We start from the raw sequence: 20,033 nt of genomic DNA, 5'->3' as shown, positions 1-20,033 counted from the left end.
GAAGCGTCGTCGTGTTCTGAAAAACAAACGGACGGCACCCGCCCGTGACGCCCGACACCCTTCCGGCCGCGCTGGTGCCACCGCTCGCGGCGGCCGGACTGGCCTGGTCCCGCGGGGACGGTCCGGCGCGCTTCGCCTGCGCGGCGCGCCCGGGACTTGCCTTCGGGTCCGACACGCTCTGGCGGGCGGCGTCGCTGTCCAAGATGGTCACGGCCGCATCGCTGCAGGCCATCGGCGGCCCCGCGATCTGGGAGCGCCCCGCCGCGGAGGTCCTGGACCGGCCGCTCCGCCACCCGTCGGGCATCTGTCCGACCCTCGGCCAGATCGCCAGCCATACCGCCTCGCTGACGGACGCGGCGGGCTATGCGCTCGCGCCCGGCGACCGGCTGGCGGACTGGCTCGATCGCGCCGGGGACCGGATCTGGCACCCCGACATGCCCGGTACCCGCCTCGCCTATGCCAATTTCGGCTCGCTCCTGCTGGCGGCGGCGGCCGAGCGGCTCTCGGGGCTCTCCCTCGACCGCCTCGCGCGCGAGCGCGTTCTCGACCCCCTGGGGGTGGAGGGGGGCTTTGCCTGGTCGGGCCTCTCCGCCGCGCGCCGGCGCGACCGGATGCCGGCCCTGCGGCCGGCCGCGGACGGCTTCGTCGCGGCCGCCGACGGGGCGGTTCCGCCCTGCGGCCTCGCTCTGGCGGACGGCACGCCCCTCGCCCCTGCCCCGCCGGGGGTCAATCCCTCCCCGCTGGGGCCCCAGGGCGGGCTGCGCCTGTCGCTGCGCGGCGCGCTGCGGCTGGCGCAGACCCTCGCCGCCGCAACCCCGTCCGGCTGGACCCGCCCCGCGCGGGCCGAGCCGCCGGTCGTCGCCGCCGCGCCCGGCCTCCTGCGGCTCGAGGCGCCGGAGGATCACCCGCGTCCGCTGACAGGCCACTGGGCCGATGCCTACGGCATCCGGGCGGGCGCCTGGACGGACGGGACCGGCCTCGCCTTCGCCTATGTCCTCAACGGCTGCCCCGAGACGGAGGAGGACGGATTGTCGCCGCCCGAGCGCGCGATCCTCCGCGCGGTGGCCGCGCTCTAGCCGGACGCCGCTCCCAGGGCGCGCGGCACCGCCGCCAGCAGCGCCTCGGCCCGCTCGCGCCGGGTCGCGATGGCGACCGCCGACAGCCGCCCGTCGATCCCGAGCCCGGCCAGCGCGAGCGGCGCCACCCCTTCGCAGCCGTCGAACAGCAGCCCGGCCGCGCCCAGCCGCCGCACGGCCTCGCTCTCGCCCAGACCCACCCAACCGGGATTCTCCAGGTTGTCCGATGCCGCATAGACGCGCGTGCCGCCCGCACGCGCCCGCCAGATCCCCGCCTCGGCGTCGTAGGCGCCGGGCGCGAGGCCGCGCAGCGTCTCGAGCGTGTGGGTGGTGCCCCCGCGGCGCAGGTTGATCTCGATGCCATAGAGCGCGCGGCCCCCGTCCGCCCGCCGGACGGAGACGAAATCCACCGCCGCCCGCCCCAGAGCTCCCCGCCGCGCCAGGACCTCCCCCACCGCGAGCCCCATCCGCCCCAGCGCGGGCGCATGGGCGGGCTCGGCCGGAAAGCGGCAGCCCAGATAGACCTGCCCCTCCTCCCCGCCCAGCACCTGCTCGTGCGTCGCCGCGACATCGACCCGGCCACCGGGGCGCAGGTCGATCTGCACCGAGGGCGAGGCGAAATCCTCCCCCTCCAGCCGCGCCTCCACGACCCCGCCCGTCCTCATCTCGTCCCAGAAATCCGCTCCGAAGGAGAGAAGGCGCGGCTCGAGACCCTCCGGGTCGCACAGGTCCACGATGCGGTTGCCCTCGCCCGCCGCGCCGTCATCGAGCTTGACGACCGCCGCCCGGACGCCCCGCGCCGCGAGATCCCTGCAGGCTTCCAGCGCCCCCTCCGGATCGGCGATCCCCTCCGCCCCCGGCAGGACGGGCACGCCCGCCTCCCGCAGCAGCCGCCGCCCCGCGCCCTTGAAGCCCAGCGGCCACAGGTCGGGCGCCGCGCCATCCACCGGCACACCGAGCGCCAGCGCCAGCCGCGCCTCGGCCTCCGTCACGGTCCAGGGCTCCAGCAGCGCCGGGCGGCCGCCGATCAGGCCCCGGATCCGGGCGAGCAGGTCCGGCCGCTCGAGCAGCTTCCAGGCCAGCGGGCGCGTTCCTCCCTCGCCCACCGCGACCGGATGGAAGCGGGCGCGCAGCCCCGGACCGTCCGGCACGAGACGGCCCAGAAGATCCATCACCGCCTCCGACGGCTCCCAGGTGGAGACAAAGACCACCTCCGCCAGGGGCTCGCGCGCGAGCCGCCAGAAGGCCGCCAGCGCCCGGTGCTCCAGCGCCGGCAGGCGGTGGCCGTAATGGGCGATCACCGCCTCGCCGAAGCTCAGCGAGGGCAGGATCACCGCCACATGGGGCCAGCCGCGCGCCGGCGCCGCCAGCGCGCGGCCCAGACCCGCCTGCAAGGTCGCAAATCCCTCCACGCGCCTCTCCGCCTTCCGCATCCGGAGCCTAGCGTGCCGCGCGGTCGCGGCGAACGCCCCTTTCGTCCGCCGCCGGCCTGGGGCAAGCTGAGCCGGTTGCCCGAGGAGGCCCCATGCCCGATCCCCGCCCGCTCCTCGCCGTCCTGATCGACGCGGACAACACCTCGCCCCGCCATGCCGGCGCCATCTTCGAAGAGATCGCCGCGCTGGGAGAGGCGAGCGTCCGGCGCTGCTACGGCGACTTCACCTCCCAGCAGATGGCCGGCTGGAACAAGGTCCAGGCCGAGCACGGGATCGTCCCCTCCCACTCGCCGGCCTATTCGGTGGGCAAGAACTCGTCGGACATCAGCCTCGTGATCGATGCGATGGACCTTCTGCACACGGGCCGATTCGACGGCTTCGTGCTGGTGTCGTCGGACTCGGACTTCACGCGCCTTGCGAGCCGCATCCGCGAACAGGGTCTCGATGTCTACGGCATCGGCCAGCAGAAGACCCCCGACGCCTTCCGCAAGGTCTGCAAGCGGTTCATCTTCCTCGAGAATCTCGGCGCCCGCACGATCGTCAAGCCCGCCGAGCGACCGTCGGCCGAGCGCAGCCCGGACAGGCCCGCGGACCGGACGGCCGAGCGCGCGGCCGACCGGACGGCCGAGCGCGATCCGCCCGCCGCCCGACCCATCGCGCCGCTCTCGGAGGCGCGCGACATCATCCTGCGGGCCATGGACGCGATCGGCGAGGAGGAGGAGTGGTTCGCGCTGGGTCCCCTGGGCCAGTACATCACGCGCGCCTATCCCGATTTCGACACGCGCACCTGGGGCCGCAAGAAGCTGTCGGACCTCGTGCAGGACCTCAAGATCTTCGAGACCAAGCGCGACGCAGCCAACCAGCTGCTCGTGCGCCGCCTGGACTGAGGCGCGCGGGCCACGCCTGCAACCTCCGGTCGAGCGCCTCCCCTTCCGTTAAGCGAATCTTAACGACCTGCCGGTAGTGTCGCCTCAGCCCGTGCCGGCGCTGCCGATCCGGCGGCGGGCGGGCGGAGGGGCCAGGGATGCACAGGCTGCCGGACAGGATCGCCACGGTCATCGTTGCGACCGTGACCCTGTTTGTCGCCACCACGGGCGTGTCCGTCCTGTGGATGACCCGCGCGCTCGACGCCCAGGCGCTGGCGCAATCGGCGCTCCAGGTCCGCATCGCCCGCGACGCCCTGCGCGAGCGCGTGCGCACGCTGGCGCTCGACTATGCCAAGTGGGATGCCGCCCATGGGGCGCTGCGCGAAGGCGACCGCGACTGGCTCGTGGACAATGTGGGCAGCGTCGCCGTGATCGGTCAGACGGTGCAGGTCGTCGTGCTGTGGGGCTCCGGCGGGCTGGAGGCCGGGGATCTCGGCTGGCGCACCGGCGGTCCCATCGCGGGCACGTCCGGTCTGCTGCCCGCTTCCCTCCTGGCAGCCGCCGAGGCGCGTCTCGATGCCGAACCCAGGGGCCGGTTCGACGTGACGGATTTCTTCGCCTGGCACGACGGGGCCCTGCACGCCATGGCCGCCGCCCATGTGGAGGCCGTGGAGCACTGGGACTCGCTGCCCCCGGCCGAGCGTCGGGCGGGCCTGCTGCTCATGGGCGTGCGCCTGTCGGAGGCCGTGGTGGCCGGGATGGCCGATGCCATCCTTCTCGACGGCGCAGGACTGTCCCGCACGCCGCCGGCGGAGAGGCCCTTCCTGGAGCTGCCGGGCCTCGACGGCACGCCGGCGGGTTTCATCGCCTGGGACCGCCCCCGCCCGGGCACGACGCTCCTGTGGCAGATGAGCCCCTGGCTCCTGCTGGTCTCGGCGGTGGCCGCCGCGCTCGCGCTCATGGCGATGCGGCTCGTCCGCGGGGGCGCGACCCGCCTCGTTGTGGCCGAGCGGACGGCGCGCAACGCCGCGCGCACCGACGCGCTGACCGGACTGCCCAACCGCATGGCCTTCGGCGAGGCGCTCGCGCAGACGGCCCGCGCCGGCGAGCGGGCGATCCTCTTTCTCGACCTCGACGGGTTCAAGGGCATCAACGACAGCCTCGGCCATGCCGCAGGCGACGCGATCATCGCCGCCACGGCCCGCCGGCTTGCGGCCGTGGCGCAGGGCGCCCTGCTCGCCCGGATCGCGGGGGACGAGTTCGTGATCCTTCTCGAGGGACCCGACGCCCGGCGCCGGATGGAGGGGCTCGCCGCCGCCGTGGAACGGGCCTTCGACGCCCCCTTCGAGGCGATGGGCCATCCGGTGCCGCTGCGCGCGGCCATCGGCTATGCCGTTCAGGACGCCGACGGGATGTCGGGCCCCGACCTCGTCCGGCAGGCCGATCTCGCCATGTACGAGGGCAAGCGCCTGCGCGCGCATACGGCCGTTCCCTTCCGCGCCGTCCTCGAACGCGCCTCGCGCGATGCCCACCTGCTCGAGCGGGCGCTGCGCGCCGCGCTCGCCGCCCGTCCGGGAGAGATCGGCATCGCTTGGCAGCCCATCACCACGCCCGACGGCACTCTGCGCCGGGCCGAGGCGCTGGCGCGCTGGACCTCGGCCGAGCACGGGCCGGTCGCGCCCGCCCGCTTCATCCCCGTGGCCGAGAAGGCGGGGCTCGTGCTCGATCTCGGCGCGCTGCTGCTCGCCCGGATCTGCGAGGATCTGGCCGCTCATCCGGGCCTGCGGGCCAGCATCAACGTCTCCGCCCTCCAGCTTGTCGCACCGAACTTCGCCGCCGACCTCGCCGCGCGGCTGACCGAACGCGGGGTCGGCACCGACCGGGTCGAGATCGAGCTGACCGAAACCGCCCTGATCCGGGACCCGGCCCTCGCGGCGCGCCACATCCGCCTTCTGCGCGAGGCGGGCTTTGCCGTCGCGCTGGACGACTTCGGCACGGGCTATTCCTCCATCGCCGTTCTCGACCAGCTTGCGGTGGACACGCTCAAGGTGGACCGCTCCTTCGTCTCCGGCGCCTGCCATGCCGCGCGCCGGCAGGCGCTCCTGCGCGCCACCATCCAGATGGCCCGCGAACTCGGTCTCGTCGTCGTCTGCGAGGGGGTGGAGACGGCCGAGGACCTGCGCCTCGTGCGCGATCTCGGCTGCGATCTGGTGCAGGGCTTCCTTGTCGGACGGCCTCAGCCGATCTCGGACCTCGCCGCCCACTGGCTGGACCGTCGCGGCATCGCCGCCGCCTGACGCGCCCCCATCCCTTCCGTCCGGTCCCCGGCCCCGCCTGCTCCCCTGCGCGCGGCCCGGCGCCGTCGGGTCTCGGCGGCGCGTCACGCCCCCGCCGCAAGGCCGCCCGGATTTTGCCACAAGCGTTAACCTGTCCTTAACCACTCGCATGCAAGCCTGACCGCGCCCCCTCGGGAGGGGGCGACTCCCCCATCGCGGCCCCGAGCGGGCGCGGCGGCCCGGTTCGGGCGGCCCGCTGGCGGTCGCCTGCAGGAAAGGCTTGCGCTTCATGCCGCCCCTCTTCGACCTCGACCGCGAGATCTATCTGGCTCCCGCAGCGCCGGGCCGGGCCGGTCCCGCCTGCCTGCCGCCCTGCCCGCCGGGCGCCCCCCTTCCCCCGGCGCTCCGGCCGCTGGTGGCCGCAGGGCCCGTCGCGGTGCTCGCCCGGCAGGTCGCGACGCCCAACTGGGAACTTCTCCGCTTCGTCCGCCTGGCCCGCCGTCTGGGCTACAGCCCCCTCGTCATCGAGCACCGCGCCGACCGCTTCACCGCGCACAACCCGGCCAAGCGCGCGCTGATCGTCCTGCCGGTGATGGCGGGGCGCGACCGGACGGGCCGACCGATCCTGCGCCGCCGCCGCCTCTGCGACGCCGCCGCGGCGGAGGGGCGGGCGCTGGGGGACCTGACGACCCGATGGGGCGAGGGACTCGTGCCCTTCCACCATCGCCTGCTGCGCGCCGTCCTGGGGCCGGAGACCCCCGCCCTGTGCGACCTGTCCGACCTCCTGCCGCAGCCTGCTGCCGGCCCGGCCGGGTATTACCGCGAGTTCTTCAAGATGCTGTCGGATCGGCTCGTGCTGTTCGAGGACTTCGTGGCCTGCGACCAGACGGCGGCGTTCTTCGAACGGGTGGTGCGCCCCGCCTGGCGCAGCGCGGTGGCCGAGACCGGCCGGCGGCCACCCATCCTGCGTCTGTCGCCGGCCCGCCGTGCCGCCTCGCCGGCCTGGATCGCCTACGGGCCTGCCGTGCTGGGCCGACTGGGCCCGGCGGAGGACACGGAGACCGTGCCGATCCGCCCCCTGCCGCTCCCCGAGGCGGCCTGACACCGCGCACCCTTGACGATCCGCCGCGGCGCGCTTGATGGAGCGCAGACGGTACCCGCGCAGGAATGCCGCGGGAGAGGGATCTGCGTCGGGAGGGCTACGGACCGGGTGCGTCGGGTGCTGGGATGAACGACAACAGCGCGGAAGCGTCCGACGCGGCGGAGAACCGCCGCGCCGCCTTCCGGATGGGCGAGCAACTCGACCGGGAGCACGCGGCGGGCGATCCATTCGCCGCCGCGATCCGCCGGACGCGCATGCCCATCATCATCACGGACCCGCGCCAGCCCGACAATCCGATCGTGTTCGCCAACGACGCCTTCCTCAAGCTGACCGGCTACAGCCGCGACGAGGTGATCGGCCGCAACTGCCGCTTTCTCCAGGGACCGGACACGGACCGGTCCGCCGTGGCGGCCATCCGCCGCGCCATCGAGGAGGAGCGCGACCAGTTCCGCTGCGACATCCTCAACTACCGCAAGGACGGCACCACCTTCTGGAACAGCCTGTTCCTGAGTCCCGTCCGCGACGAGACCGGCGCGATCCACTTCTACTTCGCCTCCCAGCAGGACGTCACCCACCGCAAGGCCGAGGAGATGTCCACCCGCGAGCGGGCCGAGGCGCTCGAACTCGAGGTGGGCGCCCGCACGCGCGAGCTGCGCGAAAGCCTGAACCGCCTCGCGGCCGAGGCCGACAGCAAGACCCTGCTCCTGCACGAACTCGACCACCGGGTGAAGAACAACCTCCAGACCATCGCCGCCCTGATCGGGATGCAGGCCCGCCGCGCGGCTTCCCCCGAGGCGGCCGAGGCCCTTCTGGGCGTGCTGGGGCGCGTGGAGGCGCTCGGCACGGTCCACCGCCGTCTCTATCAGGACCGGCGGGTGGATCGTCTCGACATCGCCGTGTTCGCCCACGATCTGGCCCAGGACCTTGTGGCGCGGTCGGGGCGGGCCGACATCGTGCTGCGCTTCGACCTCGAACCGGTGATGATCGGCCATCAGCACGCCGCGCCTCTGGCGCTGATCGTCAACGAACTCGTGACCAACGCGCTGCGCCACGCCTTCCGCCACGACGGGGGCGAGATCCGCCTGGCCGTCCGGCGCACCGGGGAGGCGGACGGGGGTGGCGCACGCCTTGTGGTGGAGGATGACGGCGTGGGCCTCCCCGGCCAGGAACTGGGTCGTGGCTCGTTCGGCCGCCTCGCGGTCGAGCTTCTCGCCAGCCAGCTCGGCACGAAACCCCTCTGGCAGACGGCCGAACCCGGCACGCGCGTGGTGCTCGACCTCCCCCCGGCGATCCTGGCCCGGCCCCTCGAGGAGACCCGACCATGAGCCGTCCGGCCCCGCTCCGCGTCCTGGTGGTCGAGGACGAGGCCCTTCTCGCCTTCGCGCTCCAGGAGGAGCTCGAGGAAGCCGGGCACGAGGTCGTGGGCCGCGCCGCCACATCGGCCGAGGCGATCGGCCTCGCCCGCCAGGCGCGTCCCGACCTCGCGCTGGTGGACGTACACCTGCTCGACGGGCCGACCGGCGTGGAGGCAGGCCGCGCCATCGGCGAGGCGGGCACCGTGGTCCTGTTCATGACCGCCAACGTCAAGCGCATCCCCGCGGATTTCGCCGGTGCCGCCGGCGTGATCGCCAAGCCCTACAGCGCCAGCGGTCTGGCCAGCGCGCTGGCCTTCGTGGGTGCAGCGCTCGATGGCGGCGCCACGCCGCCCCCGCCCTGGAGCCTCCAGCTCGCCCCGCATCTGCGCCCGGCCGAGGACGGGCGCATGCGCCTGCGTCCCCCCTGAGCGGCGGGACGGGCGCGCCCGTGACGACCCCGTCCGCCTCCCCGCGGCGCACCCTGTGGGTGGATGCCGACGCCTGCCCCGTGCGGGCCGAGGCGCTGCGGGTGGGCCTGCGGCACGGCTGGCGCGTCGTCATGGTCTCGAACGGCGGCATCCGCCCCTCTGCCCATCCGGGGGCGGAGATCGTCGTGGCGCCGGAGGGACCCGACATGGCCGACCGCCTCATCGCGGACAGGCTGGCACCGGGCGACGTGGTCGTGACCGCCGACCTGCCTCTGGCCGCGCGGGCGCTCGACGGCGGGGCCGGGGCGCTCACCCCCTCGGGCGAGGTGCTGAGCGCGCGCAACATCGGCCCGCGGCTCGCCGCGCGGGACCTCGCGGCCGACCTGCGCGCCGCCGACCCGTTCCGGGCAGGCAGGGGGCAGGTCTTCTCGCGAACGGACCGGGCGCGCTTTCTCGACGCGGCCGAGCGGATGCTGCGCCCCCGCTGAACCGGCTCAGCCCTTGCGCAGCACCTTCTGACCCAGCAGCTCGGCGATCTGCACGGCGTTGAGCGCCGCGCCCTTGCGCAGGTTGTCCGAGACGATCCAGAGGTTGAGCCCGTTCTCCACCGTCGGGTCCTGGCGGATGCGGCTCACGAAGGTGGCATAGTCGCCCACGCATTCGACCGGTGTCACGTAGCCCCCCGGCTCGCGCTTGTCGACCACCAGGATGCCCGGCGCCTCGCGCAGGATGTCGCGCGCCTCGTCCTCGTCGATCCATTCCTCGAACTCGACATTCACCGCCTCGGAATGGCCGACAAAGACGGGCACGCGCACGCAGGTGGCCGTGACCTTGATCGCGGGATCGAGGATCTTCTTGGTCTCGGCCGCCATCTTCCATTCCTCGCGGGTCTGGCCGTCCTCCATGAAGACGTCGATATGGGGGATGACGTTGAAGGCGATCTGGCGAGGATAGACCCTGGGCGCGACCTCCTGGCCGGGGACGTACATCCCCTTGGTCTGGTCCCAGAGCTCGTCCATCGCCTCCTTGCCGGTGCCGGAAACCGACTGGTAGGTGGCGACGACCACCCGCCGGATGCGCGCGCGGTCGTGCAGCGGCTTGAGCGCCACCACCATCTGCGCCGTCGAGCAGTTGGGGTTGGCGATGATGTTCTTTTTCGCATAGCCCGTCACGGCCTCGGCATTGACCTCCGGCACCACCAGCGGCACGTCCGGGTCCATCCGGTAGAGCGAGGAATTGTCGATCACCACGCAGCCCGCGGCGGCGGCACGGGGCGCGTGGACCTTGGTCGCCTCCGATCCGATCGCGAACAGCGCGATGTCCCAGCCCGCGAAGTCGAACGCCTCGAGGTCCTGGCAGCGCAGCGTCCGATCGCCCCAGCTCACCTCCGTCCCCAGCGACCGGCGACTGGCCAGAGCCGCCACCTCGTCGGCCGGAAACTCGCGCTCGGCGAGGATGTTGAGCATCTCGCGCCCGACATTGCCGGTGGCGCCCACCACCGCGACCCTGTAGCCCATGGACCCGCTTCCCTTTCCAAGCCGGCCGCCCGCTTACCCCAGCGTCCGGGCAGGCGAAAGGGGTCCCGCCTTGGCGCCCCCGCCCGCCCCGTGCCATAAGGGTTCGTCCCGAAGGATCGAGCCCGCCGTGAACATGCCGCCCGCCGCCATGACCCGTCAGGGCCGGCAGCCCTGGATCGCCCTTGCGGCCGCCGCGGCTCTGGTCGCGGGGGCGATCCACGTCGCCGGTGCGGCCGGCCTGCGCCTCGCGACGCTCTGGCTGGTCGGAGGCGCGCTCGGCTTCGCGCTCTATCAGGCCACCTTCGGATTCGCGGGGGCCTGGCGCCGCTGGCTTGTCACGGGCCGCAGCGGCGGGGTCCGCGCGCAGATGCTGATGCTGGCCGTCGCGGTCGCCGTCTTCTTTCCCGCCCTGGCCGCGGGCAGCGTCTGGGGCCAGCCCGTGCGCGGCTTTGTCTTTCCGGCCGGCTGGGAGGTGGCGATCGGCGCCTTCCTGTTCGGGATCGGCATGCAGCTCGGCGGGGGCTGCGCCTCGGGGACGCTCTACGCCTCGGGCGGGGGCGACACGCGCTCGGTTCTCACCCTCCTCTTCTTCGTCATCGGCATGACGCTCGGCGCCTGGGATGCCGCGCGCTGGGCCGACCTGCCCGCGCTGCCCCCCTTCTCGCTGCCCGACCGCCTCGGCCTGTGGCCTGCGCTCCTGCTCCATCTGGCTGTGTTCGGCACCGTGGCCTGGGCCGTGGCGCGGCGCGAGCGGCGCCTCTGCGGTACGGTCGAGCCGATCGTCCGGCGGCCCGGTGCGGCCCTCCTCTCGGGGCCCTGGCCGCTCGCCTGGGGGGCGCTGGCGCTGGCCCTGCTCAACTTCGCCACGCTGGTGCTGGCCGGCCGCCCCTGGGGCATCACCCAGGCCTTCGCGACCTGGGGCTCGCGCGCGGCCGAGGCGCTCGGCCTCGCCGATCCCGTCTTCTGGCCCTACTGGGAGGACCCGACCCGGATCGACCTGCTGCACCGCCCGCTCGTGCAGGACGCCACGCATCTGATGAATGTCGGTCTCGTCCTCGGTGCCCTTCTCGCCGCGGCCCTCGCGGGGCGCTTCGCCCCGCGCTGGCGGATCGGCGCGGGCCCTGCCGCCGCGGCGGTGCTGGGAGGGCTTCTGCTCGGCTACGGGGCGCGGATGGCCTTCGGCTGCAACATCAGCGCCTTCTTCTCCGGCGTGGCCTCGGGGAGCCTGCACGGCTGGCTGTGGATCGTCGCAGCCCTGCCGGGCACCTGGCTGGGCCTGCGCCTGCGCCCGCTCTTCGGCCTGTCCGCAGGCCGGCCGGACGGCGAAGCGGGTGACACGGGCGCTGGGGCCCCTATCTCTAACCCATCCGCCCGGATCACGGGCGGAAGCGAGTCCCGACCCGGAGGATGACGCCATGACCCTGCCCAGACGAGCCGTCCTCGCCGGCCTGACCGGAGTCGCGGCCCTGACCCTCCTGCCGCGGCCCCTTGCGGCGGTGGAGGCCGCCCCCGACGCGGAGGAGGCGATCGCCGCCATCCTCCGGGGCCGCGAACCCGTCGAAGGCGGACTCGTGCTCGAGATGCCGGACGTGGCCGAGAACGGCGCCCAGGTGCCGCTGACGGTGCGCGCCGACAGCCCCATGACGCCCGAGGATCACGTGACCGCCATCCACCTGATCGCCACGCGCAACCCCACCCCCGGACTCGGCCGGGGCCGCCTGACGCCCGGGATGGGCCGGGCCGAGTTCACCTTCCGCGTCCGCCTCGCCGAGGATCAGGAGGTCCTGGCCTTCGCCGAGACGATCGACGGGCGGGTGCTCGCCGCGGCCGCCCGGGTGGCCGTCTCCGTCGGCGGCTGCGCGACCTGAGGAGACCCGATCATGTCCACGCCCCGCATCCGCCTTCCGTCCCGCGCCGCCCCGGGCGAGATCATCGAGGTGCGCACCCTCATCAACCATCCCATGGTCACCGGCGTCGCCGCCTCCGCCCCGCGGGACATGCTCGCCCGCTTCGAGGCGAGCATCGACGGCGTCACGCTGTTCGACTTCGCCTTCGAGAACGGCAGCGCGGCCAACCCCGCCCTGTCCTTTCCCCTCCGGCTCGAACGGACGAGCACGATCCGGTTCGTCTGGACGCACGAGGACGGGCGCCGCTTCGAAGCCGAGGAGACGGTGCAGGTCGGCTGACGCGCCGGGCGGGCCGGGCCGACCGCCCTTCCCCCCGGCGCGCCTCTCGCCTATGCCCGGCCGCATGCTGACTGTCGCCACCTGGAACATCAACTCCGTCCGCCTGCGCGAGGGGCTCGTCGCCCGGCTGCTGCGCGAGGAGGCGCCCGACATCCTCTGCCTGCAGGAATGCAAGGCCCCCGTCGAGCGGATGCCGCTCGCGGCCTTTGCCGCGCTGGGCTGGCCCCATGCCGTCGCGCGCGGGCAGAAGGGCTACAACGGCGTGGCCATCCTGTCGCGCGTGCCGATCGAGGATGCCGGCGCGGTGGATTTCGCCGGGCTGGGCCAGGCGCGCCACGTCGCCGCGCGACTGCCCGACGGCACGCTCGTCCACAACCTCTACGTGCCCGCGGGCGGCGACATCCCCGACCGCGAGGCCAACCCCAAGTTCGGCCAGAAGCTCGACCTGCTCGCCCATCTGCGGGACCATTTCCGCGCCGAGCGCCCCCGTCGCGCGATCCTCGTGGGCGACCTCAACGTGGCCCCGCTCGAGGACGACGTGTGGTCGCACCGCCAGCTTCTCGGCGTGGTCAGCCACACCCCCGTCGAGACGGCGGCCCTGACCGACGCGCTCGAGGCGGGGGGATGGACCGACATCACCCGCCGCGACCACCCCACGGGCAAGCTCTATTCCTGGTGGTCCTATCGTTCGCCCGACTGGGACCGCGCGGACAAGGGCCGCCGGCTCGATCACATCTGGGCCAGCCCCGACCTCGTGGGCGCGGCCCACGACAGCCGCATCCTGCGCCCCGTCCGGGGCTGGGAGGGCCCCTCCGACCACGTCCCCGTCCTCGCCCGCTTCGACATCGCCCCCTCGTGACCGGCCGCCCGTGATCGACAAGCTCGAGATGTTCCTCGCCCTCGCCGAGGCGCGCCATTTCGGCCGCGCGGCCGAGGCGGCGGGCGTGGCCCAACCCACCCTCTCGGCCGCCATCCGCTCGCTCGAGGACCAGCTCGGCGTCCCCCTCGTCCGGCGCGGCTCGCGATTCGAGGGGCTCACACCCGAAGGCGAGCGTGCGCTGCACTGGGCCCGGCGCATGGTCGCCGACGCGCGCGCCCTGCGCGAGGAGATGCGCACCGCGCGCGAGGGGCTCTCGGGCACGCTGCGCCTCGGGGTGATCCCGACCGCGCTCGCTGCCGCCGCGCGCCTGACGGCGGCCTTCGCCGCGCGGCATGCGCGGGTGCGCGTCACGGTCCTGTCCGCCCCCTCCACCGCGATCCTCGACGGGCTTGACGCGCTCACGCTCGATGCCGGCATCACCTATCTCGACGCCGAGCCGCTGGGCCGCCGCACCACCCAGGCCCTCTACGAGGAACGCCACGCGCTCGTGCTGCGCGACGACCACCCGTTCGCGGGGCGCGCCGCCCTGCCCTGGGCCGCGCTGGGCGAGGTCCCCCTCGCCCTCCTGACGCCCGAGATGCAAAACCGCCGCATCATCGGCGCCCTTCTCGCCGCCGCGGGCGTCGAGGCCGCCCCCCGGATCGAGACCAACTCCACCATCGCGCTCGTGGGCCACGTGCTCGACGGCGGCTGGGCCACCGTCCTGCCGCTCGGCGCGGCCGAGCCGTTCCTGTCCCATCCCCGCCTGCGCGCCCTCCCCCTGCGCGACCCCGACGCGCGCCATCGCGTGGGCCTCGTCGCCCCTGCGCGCGAGCCGCTGCCCCCCCTCGTCGCCGCCCTGATGGCCGAGGCACGCGAGGCGCCTCGATAGGATATCTCGATCACCTGACGGCGCCGCGATCTTGATTCGGCCGTCAATCCGGGCGACATGCCTCCGAACCGCCGGAGGCTTTCGATGCTCGACGATCCCGCCGCCGCCCGCCTGGCCGAGATCCTCGCCGCCCATGAGGGGCTCGAGGGGCCGCTCCTGCCCATCCTCCATGCCGTTCAGGCCGAATGGGGCCACATCCCCGACTGGACCGTGCCCGCCATCGCCCGGGCGCTGAACCTCGGCCGGGCCGAGGTGCACGGCGTCGTCTCCTTCTACCACGACTTCCGCGACGCCCCCGCCGGCCGCCACGTGGTCAGGCTCTGCGCGGCCGAGGCCTGCCAGGCCCAGGGCGGCCGTGCGCTCGCCGCCGCGCTCTGCGACCGCCTCGGCCTCGGCATGGGCGAAACGGCCGCCGACGGCTCCGTGACGCTCGAGCCCGTCTATTGCCTCGGCCTCTGCGCCGCCGGGCCCGCCGCTCTGGTGGACGGCCAGCCGCTCGCGCGCGCTACCCCCGACGCGATCCTGGAGACGGTGCGATGCTGACCCTCTATGTGCCCCGCGACGCGCTCGCCCGCGCGCTCGGTGCCGACCGGGTGGCCGAGGCCGCCCGCGCCCATGCCGCCGCGCGCGGCCTGCCGCTCAGGCTCGTGCGCAACGGCAGCCGCGGCATGGCCTGGCTCGAGCCCCTGGCCGAGATCGAGATCGACGGGGTCCGCCACGCCTTCGGCCCCCTCTCGCCCGGGGACATGCCCGCCCTGCTCGACGACCCCGCCTCCCATCCCAGGGCGCTGGGCCCGACCGAGGCGATTCCGTTCCTCGCCCGCCAGACGCGGCTGACCTTTGCCCGCGTGGGCGTGATCGACCCGCTCGACCTCGATGCCTATGCCGCGCAGGGGGGCTTGGCCGGGCTGCGCCGCGCGCTGTTGCTCGCCCCCGAGGCCCGCATCGAGGAGATCAAGCAGTCCGGCCTGCGCGGCCGCGGCGGCGCGGGCTTTCCCACGGGCATCAAGTGGGCCACCGTCGCCGCCGCGCCGGGCCCCCGCAAATACGTCGTCTGCAACGCGGACGAGGGCGATTCGGGCACCTTTGCCGACCGCATGCTCATGGAGGGCGACCCCTTCTGCCTGATCGAGGGGATGGCGATCTGCGGCCTCTCGGTCGGCGCCACCAGGGGCTACATCTACATCCGCTCGGAATATCCCGACGCGATCGCCACGATGGAGGAGGCGATCCGCATCGCCCGCCACCGCGGCCTTCTCGGGCCCTCGCTCCTCGGGCAGGGACCCGCCTTCGACCTGGAGGTGCGCGTGGGCGCCGGCGCCTATGTGTGCGGCGAGGAGACGAGCCTGCTGAACTCGCTCGAGGGCAAGCGCGGCACCGTGCGCGCCAAGCCCCCGCTCCCGGCGCTCCAGGGCCTGTTCGGCCGGCCGACCGTGGTCAACAACGTCATCAGCCTCGCCACCGTGCCGTGGATCATGACCCACGGCGCCGCCGCCTACCGCGACTTCGGGCTGGGCCGGTCGCGGGGCACGATCCCGCTCCAGATCGCGGGCAATGTCCGCCACGGCGGCCTCTTCGAGACGGCCTTCGGCCTCAGCTTGCGCGAGATCGTCGAGGACATCGCCGGCGGCACCGCCTCGGGCCGGCCCGTCAAGGCGGTGCAGGTGGGCGGCCCCCTGGGCGCCTACTTCCCCCCCTCGCTCTTCGACACCCCCTTCGGCTACGAGGAGTTCGACGGCGCGGGGGGGCTGATCGGCCATGCAGGCGTGGTCGTGTTCGACGACACCGCCGACATGCTCGAACAGGCCCGTTTCGCGATGGAGTTCTGCGCGGTGGAATCCTGCGGCAAGTGCACGCCCTGCCGCCTCGGCGCCGTCCGCGGGGTGGAGACCATCGACCGCCTCCGCGCCGGCGACCCCGACGCCCTGCCGCTGCTGCGCGACCTGTGCGAGACGATGAAGCTCGGCTCGCTCTGCGCGCTGGGCGGCTTCACCCCCTTCCCGGTGATGTCGGCCGTGACCCACTGGCCCGAGGAGTTCGACCGCGCGAGGGTGGCGGCGGAATGAAGGGGCGTTCGCTGGAACTTTATCTGGTCGACGGCCGCCCTGAAGGAATGGTCGTCGCCGAGGTGTTCAACTGGACCGGGCATGTCCTGGCCTTTCCCCGCACCCGGCTGGCGGAAGCCCTAGGCCGACCCGAAGCCCGGAGGACGGGCGTCTACATCCTTCTGGGGGAACGGGACGGATTGCCGACAGGCTATGTCGGCGAGAGCGAAGACATCCCGACCCGCTTCCGGATGCACGAGCAGGCCAGGGAGTGGTGGACGCAGGCGGTCATCGTCACCACCGCCAGCCACTCGCTCAACAAGGCCCATATCCGCTATCTGGAGGCCCGGCTGGTCGAGGAGGCCAAGGCAGCCGGGTCCAGACTCGACAACGGCAACAGCGGCGCGAAGGGCAGCCTGACCGAGGCGGCCGTGGCCAACATGGAGGCGTTTCTCGACACCCTCCTGATGGTGTTGCCGGTCCTGCGGATCGACCTCTTCACGCGCCCAGCGACCCCCGCTGCCGTTGCGATGGCCGAAGGCTCCGACCGGCCGGCGGACGCCGTGTTCATCCTGACCAATCCCAAGCGCGGCGTGAGCGGCGAGGCCGTCTGGACCGACGGCAGCCTTGTGGTGCGTGCAGGCTCGGCGGGCCATGCATGGACGGGACAGGGGGCGCCCGGCTACGAGGCCCTGTACATGAAACTTGTCGCCGCAGGCGTCCTCGCGGTCGAGGGCGACAGAACGCGGTTCACAACAGACTACGCCTTCACCAGCCCCTCCGCCGCGGCAGCTGTCCTTCAAGGTCGTTCCGCCAATGGGCAGATCGAGTGGCGCATGAAAGGCTCCTCCCAAACCTACGGCGAATGGGAACGCGCCCGGCTCATGAAGGAGGCGGCGGAGTGATCCCGATGGTTAACGAATCCTTGACGCCCCACCCCAGCAAAAACAGACGCTTGCCTGCCGCCGCGGCCCTCTGGCCGCCGCCGCGCAACGCGCGGTGCCGTAACGCTCCGTTAACCTTTTCGCGCCATCCTGCCCCCGACGCACCGATCCCCCCCTGCCCCGAGGTCTCCCCATGAAGGACTTCGTCATCCCCGGTCAGACCGGCGCCCCCGCCTTCTCGGACCGCGACCACGGCACCCCCGCCCGCGCGGGGGCCCCCGTCACGCTGACGATCGACGGCTTTCCCGTCACCGTGCCCGAGGGCACCTCCGTCCTGCGCGCCGCCGCGCTGGCCGGCATCGGCATCCCCAAGCTCTGCGCCACCGAATCGCTCGAGGCCTGGGGCTCCTGCCGCCTCTGCCTCGTCGAGATCGAGGGGCGGCGCGGCACGCCCGCCTCCTGCACCACCCCCGTGGCCGAGGGGATGGTGGTGCGCACCCAGACCGACACGTTGCGCCGTCTGCGCCGCGGCGTGATGGAGCTCTACATCTCCGACCACCCGCTCGACTGCCTCACCTGCGCCGCCAACGGCGATTGCGAGCTGCAGGACATGGCCGGCGCCGTCGGCCTGCGCGACGTCCGCTACGAGGCCCCGCCCGAGGCGCCGCTCGCCAACCACTTCCTGCGCGCCCATGCGGGCGCCCCCAACCCCGACTGGCGCCCGGTGGACGATTCGAACCCCTACTTCGCCTACGACCCCTCCAAGTGCATCGTCTGCTCGCGCTGTGTGCGCGCCTGCGAGGAGGTGCAGGGCACCTTCGCGCTCACGATCGAGGGGCGCGGCTTCGCCAGCCGCGTCTCGGCCGGCACTGCCGCTGACGACTTCCTCCATTCGGACTGCGTCTCCTGCGGCGCCTGCGTCCAGGCCTGCCCCACCGCCACCCTGACCGAGAAGTCGGTCATCGCAATCGGCACGCCCGAGCGCAAGGTGGTCACCACCTGCGCCTATTGCGGCGTCGGCTGCTCCTTCGAGGCCGAGCTGCGGGGCGACCAGGTCGTGCGCATGACGCCGTGGAAGCACGGCAAGGCCAATCGCGGCCATTCCTGCGTCAAGGGCCGCTTCGCCTGGGGCTATGCCACCCATCCCGACCGCATCCTCTCCCCCATGATCCGCGAGGCGATCGACCAGCCTTGGCGCCAGGTCTCGTGGGACGAGGCCATCGGCTTTGCCGCCGCGCGCCTGCGTGCGATCCAAGCCGAGCACGGGCCGCGCTCGATCGGCGGCATCACCTCCTCGCGCTGCACCAACGAGGAGACCTACCTCGTCCAGAAGATGATCCGCTCGGTCTTCGGCAACAACAACACCGACACCTGCGCGCGCGTCTGCCACTCGCCCACGGGCTACGGGCTGAAGCAGACCTTCGGCACCTCCGCCGGCACGCAGGACTTCGACTCGGTCGAGCAGGCGGACGTGGTGATCGTCATGGGCGCCAACCCCACCGACGGCCACCCCGTCTTCGCCTCGCGGCTCAAGCGGCGGCTGCGGCAGGGGGCCAGGCTCATCGTCATCGACCCGCGGCGCATCGACCTCGTGCGCACCCCGCATGTCGAGGCGGCCCACCACCTCGCGCTGCGCCCCGGCACCAACGTCGCGGTCGTCACCGCCATGGCCCATGTCATCGTGACCGAGGGCCTCGCCAACGAAGCCTTCCTGCGCGAACGCTGCGACTGGGACGAGTACCTCGCCTATGCCGAGTTCGTCTCCGACCCCCGCCACTCGCCCGAGGCGACCGAGGCGCTGACCGGCGTCCCCGCCTCCGAACTGCGCGCCGCCGCGCGCCTCTATGCCACGGGCGGCAACGGCGCGATCTATTACGGCCTCGGCGTGACCGAGCATTCCCAGGGCTCGACCACCGTCATGGGCATCGCCAACCTCGCCATGCTCACGGGCAATATCGGCCGGCCCGGCGTGGGGGTGAACCCGCTGCGTGGCCAGAACAACGTGCAAGGGTCCTGCGACATGGGGAGTTTCCCGCACGAGCTGCCGGGCTACCGCCACGTCTCGGACCCGGCCGCGCGCGCGATCTTCGAGAGCGTCTGGGGCACGCCCATCGACCCCGAGCCCGGCCTGCGCATCCCCAACATGCTCGATGCCGCCATCGCCGGCACCTTCAAGGGGATCTACATCCAGGGCGAGGACATCCTCCAGTCCGACCCCGACACGCGCCATGTCGCCGCGGGTCTCGCCGCGATGGATTGCGTGATCGTCCAGGACCTGTTCCTGAACGAGACGGCGAACTACGCCCATGTCTTCCTGCCCGGCTGCACCTTCCTCGAGAAGGACGGCACCTTCACCAATGCCGAGCGCCGCATCAACCGCGTGCGCAAGGTGATGCAGCCCCTGAGCGGCCTCGCGGACTGGGAGGTGACGATGCGGCTGGCCAACGCGATGGGGGCGGGCTGGACCTATACCCATCCCTCCCAGATCATGGACGAGATCGCCGCCACCACGCCGAGCTTCGCCGGCGTCTCCTACGAGCGTCTGGAGGAGCTTGGCTCCGTCCAGTGGCCCTGCAACGAGGCCGCCCCCGAGGGAACCCCGATCATGCATGTCGAGGGCTTCGTGCGGGGCAAGGGGCGGCTGATCGTCACCGAATACGTCCCCACCGACGAACGCACGGGCCCGCGCTTTCCGCTCCTGCTCACCACGGGGCGGATCCTGTCGCAGTACAACGTGGGCGCCCAGACTCGGCGGACCGCCAACACGGTCTGGCACATGGAGGACGTGCTCGAGATCCATCCCCACGACGCGGAGGTGCGCGGCATCAAGGAGGGCGACTGGGTGCGCCTCGCCTCGCGCTCGGGCGAGACGTCGCTTCGCGCAACCTTGACCGACCGTGTGGCGCCGGGCGTGGTATACACCACCTTCCATCATCCGGTGACGCAGGCCAACGTGGTGACAACCGACTTCAGCGACTGGGCGACCAACTGCCCCGAATACAAGGTGACGGCGGTGCAGGTGTCGCTCTCCAACGGCCCCTCGGACTGGCAGCGCGACTATGCCGCCCAAGCCGAGGCCGCGCGCCGCATCCTGCCCGCGGCGGAATGATCGGG

18 protein-coding genes are annotated in these 20,033 nt (G+C 73.1%); 16 read left to right on the top strand and 2 right to left on the bottom strand.

The window, feature by feature from the left end; translation table 11 throughout:
* Positions 1-44: 44 nt before the first annotated feature.
* The gene (locus GT358_RS15105) at positions 45-1,076 is read left to right on the top strand and encodes a serine hydrolase (protein ID WP_166583471.1); all 1,032 of its coding nucleotides are present in this window, start codon (positions 45-47) and stop codon (positions 1,074-1,076) included.
* On the opposite strand, the gene GT358_RS15100 is transcribed toward GT358_RS15105, so the two are convergent.
* On the bottom strand, positions 1,073-2,488 hold the full coding sequence (locus GT358_RS15100; RefSeq protein ID WP_166583470.1) for a hypothetical protein: 1,416 nt from the start codon (positions 2,486-2,488) through the stop codon (positions 1,073-1,075). The genes GT358_RS15105 and GT358_RS15100 overlap by 4 nt on opposite strands.
* A gap of 113 nt (positions 2,489-2,601) precedes the next feature.
* On the opposite strand from GT358_RS15100, the gene GT358_RS15095 reads away from it, so the two are divergent.
* The 6 genes from GT358_RS15095 (at position 2,602) to GT358_RS15070 (ending at position 9,024) form a co-directional block, all read left to right on the top strand.
* Positions 2,602-3,396 carry an NYN domain-containing protein gene (locus GT358_RS15095; RefSeq protein WP_166583469.1) on the top strand — a complete coding sequence of 265 codons (795 nt, stop codon included), beginning with the start codon at positions 2,602-2,604 and terminating at the stop codon, positions 3,394-3,396.
* A 137-nt stretch (positions 3,397-3,533) separates the two neighbouring features.
* A complete protein-coding gene (locus GT358_RS15090) occupies positions 3,534-5,672 on the top strand; it encodes a bifunctional diguanylate cyclase/phosphodiesterase (RefSeq protein WP_166583468.1) in 2,139 nt (712 codons plus the stop codon).
* 268 nt (positions 5,673-5,940) lie between these two features.
* A complete protein-coding gene (locus GT358_RS15085) occupies positions 5,941-6,753 on the top strand; it encodes a hypothetical protein (protein WP_166583467.1) in 813 nt (270 codons plus the stop codon).
* 125 nt (positions 6,754-6,878) lie between these two features.
* Positions 6,879-8,078, top strand: a complete 1,200-nt coding sequence (locus GT358_RS15080; RefSeq protein WP_166583466.1) for a PAS domain-containing protein — start codon at positions 6,879-6,881, stop codon at positions 8,076-8,078.
* Positions 8,075-8,536 carry a response regulator gene (locus tag GT358_RS15075; RefSeq protein ID WP_166583465.1) on the top strand — a complete coding sequence of 154 codons (462 nt, stop codon included), beginning with the start codon at positions 8,075-8,077 and terminating at the stop codon, positions 8,534-8,536. The genes GT358_RS15080 and GT358_RS15075 overlap by 4 nt, the downstream gene beginning before the upstream one ends.
* Positions 8,537-8,556: 20 nt before the next feature.
* A complete protein-coding gene (locus GT358_RS15070; protein ID WP_371416310.1) occupies positions 8,557-9,024 on the top strand; it encodes a DUF188 domain-containing protein in 468 nt (155 codons plus the stop codon).
* Between the two features lie 6 nt (positions 9,025-9,030).
* On the opposite strand, the gene GT358_RS15065 is transcribed toward GT358_RS15070, so the two are convergent.
* Positions 9,031-10,053 carry an aspartate-semialdehyde dehydrogenase gene (locus tag GT358_RS15065; RefSeq protein ID WP_166583464.1) on the bottom strand — a complete coding sequence of 341 codons (1,023 nt, stop codon included), beginning with the start codon at positions 10,051-10,053 and terminating at the stop codon, positions 9,031-9,033.
* A gap of 133 nt (positions 10,054-10,186) precedes the next feature.
* On the opposite strand from GT358_RS15065, the gene GT358_RS15060 reads away from it, so the two are divergent.
* The 9 genes from GT358_RS15060 to fdhF all read left to right on the top strand — a co-directional run bounded on the left by GT358_RS15060 (position 10,187) and on the right by fdhF (position 20,028).
* Positions 10,187-11,464 (top strand): YeeE/YedE family protein, encoded by a 1,278-nt coding sequence (locus tag GT358_RS15060; RefSeq protein WP_166583473.1) that lies wholly within the window; start codon positions 10,187-10,189, stop codon positions 11,462-11,464.
* 4 nt (positions 11,465-11,468) lie between these two features.
* Positions 11,469-11,921, top strand: coding sequence for a thiosulfate oxidation carrier protein SoxY (locus tag GT358_RS15055; RefSeq protein ID WP_166583463.1), 453 nt, complete (start codon positions 11,469-11,471; stop codon positions 11,919-11,921).
* 12 nt (positions 11,922-11,933) lie between these two features.
* A complete protein-coding gene (locus GT358_RS15050) occupies positions 11,934-12,239 on the top strand; it encodes a thiosulfate oxidation carrier complex protein SoxZ (protein WP_166583462.1) in 306 nt (101 codons plus the stop codon).
* A 64-nt stretch (positions 12,240-12,303) separates the two neighbouring features.
* Entirely contained in the window at positions 12,304-13,098 is a 795-nt protein-coding gene (locus GT358_RS15045; protein ID WP_166583461.1) for an exodeoxyribonuclease III, read from the top strand.
* Positions 13,099-13,108: 10 nt separating this feature from the next.
* Complete coding sequence (locus tag GT358_RS15040; RefSeq protein WP_166583460.1) at positions 13,109-13,990, top strand: LysR family transcriptional regulator; 882 nt, start codon at positions 13,109-13,111, stop codon at positions 13,988-13,990.
* An 84-nt stretch (positions 13,991-14,074) separates the two neighbouring features.
* Positions 14,075-14,533, top strand: coding sequence for a formate dehydrogenase subunit gamma (locus GT358_RS15035; RefSeq protein WP_166583459.1), 459 nt, complete (start codon positions 14,075-14,077; stop codon positions 14,531-14,533).
* Positions 14,530-16,056: an NADH-quinone oxidoreductase subunit NuoF gene (locus tag GT358_RS15030; protein WP_166583472.1), complete on the top strand. Its 1,527-nt coding sequence runs from the start codon at positions 14,530-14,532 to the stop codon at positions 16,054-16,056. The genes GT358_RS15035 and GT358_RS15030 overlap by 4 nt, the downstream gene beginning before the upstream one ends.
* Positions 16,053-16,940 (top strand): GIY-YIG nuclease family protein, encoded by an 888-nt coding sequence (locus GT358_RS15025; RefSeq protein ID WP_166583458.1) that lies wholly within the window; start codon positions 16,053-16,055, stop codon positions 16,938-16,940. The genes GT358_RS15030 and GT358_RS15025 overlap by 4 nt, the downstream gene beginning before the upstream one ends.
* Positions 16,941-17,112: 172 nt before the next feature.
* The gene (gene fdhF, locus GT358_RS15020; RefSeq protein ID WP_166583457.1) at positions 17,113-20,028 is read left to right on the top strand and encodes a formate dehydrogenase subunit alpha; all 2,916 of its coding nucleotides are present in this window, start codon (positions 17,113-17,115) and stop codon (positions 20,026-20,028) included.
* Positions 20,029-20,033 lie beyond the last annotated feature (5 nt).

This window comes from Rubellimicrobium sp. CFH 75288, assembly GCF_009904055.1.
Taxonomy (GTDB): Bacteria; Pseudomonadota; Alphaproteobacteria; order Rhodobacterales; family Rhodobacteraceae; genus Rubellimicrobium.
This window is presented reverse-complemented; position numbering and strand designations above follow the sequence as displayed.

Coding starts and splice junctions, on each gene's coding strand:
- GT358_RS15035 (WP_166583459.1), top strand. CDS start 14,075: ATGCTCGACGATCCCGCCGCCGCCCGCCTGGCCGAGATCCTCGCCGCC.
- GT358_RS15065 (WP_166583464.1), bottom strand. CDS start 10,053: ATGGGCTACAGGGTCGCGGTGGTGGGCGCCACCGGCAATGTCGGGCGC.
- GT358_RS15090 (WP_166583468.1), top strand. CDS start 3,534: ATGCACAGGCTGCCGGACAGGATCGCCACGGTCATCGTTGCGACCGTG.
- GT358_RS15050 (WP_166583462.1), top strand. CDS start 11,934: ATGTCCACGCCCCGCATCCGCCTTCCGTCCCGCGCCGCCCCGGGCGAG.
- GT358_RS15055 (WP_166583463.1), top strand. CDS start 11,469: ATGACCCTGCCCAGACGAGCCGTCCTCGCCGGCCTGACCGGAGTCGCG.
- GT358_RS15075 (WP_166583465.1), top strand. CDS start 8,075: ATGAGCCGTCCGGCCCCGCTCCGCGTCCTGGTGGTCGAGGACGAGGCC.
- GT358_RS15025 (WP_166583458.1), top strand. CDS start 16,053: ATGAAGGGGCGTTCGCTGGAACTTTATCTGGTCGACGGCCGCCCTGAA.
- GT358_RS15080 (WP_166583466.1), top strand. CDS start 6,879: ATGAACGACAACAGCGCGGAAGCGTCCGACGCGGCGGAGAACCGCCGC.
- fdhF (WP_166583457.1), top strand. CDS start 17,113: ATGAAGGACTTCGTCATCCCCGGTCAGACCGGCGCCCCCGCCTTCTCG.
- GT358_RS15045 (WP_166583461.1), top strand. CDS start 12,304: ATGCTGACTGTCGCCACCTGGAACATCAACTCCGTCCGCCTGCGCGAG.
- GT358_RS15095 (WP_166583469.1), top strand. CDS start 2,602: ATGCCCGATCCCCGCCCGCTCCTCGCCGTCCTGATCGACGCGGACAAC.
- GT358_RS15085 (WP_166583467.1), top strand. CDS start 5,941: ATGCCGCCCCTCTTCGACCTCGACCGCGAGATCTATCTGGCTCCCGCA.
- GT358_RS15060 (WP_166583473.1), top strand. CDS start 10,187: ATGCCGCCCGCCGCCATGACCCGTCAGGGCCGGCAGCCCTGGATCGCC.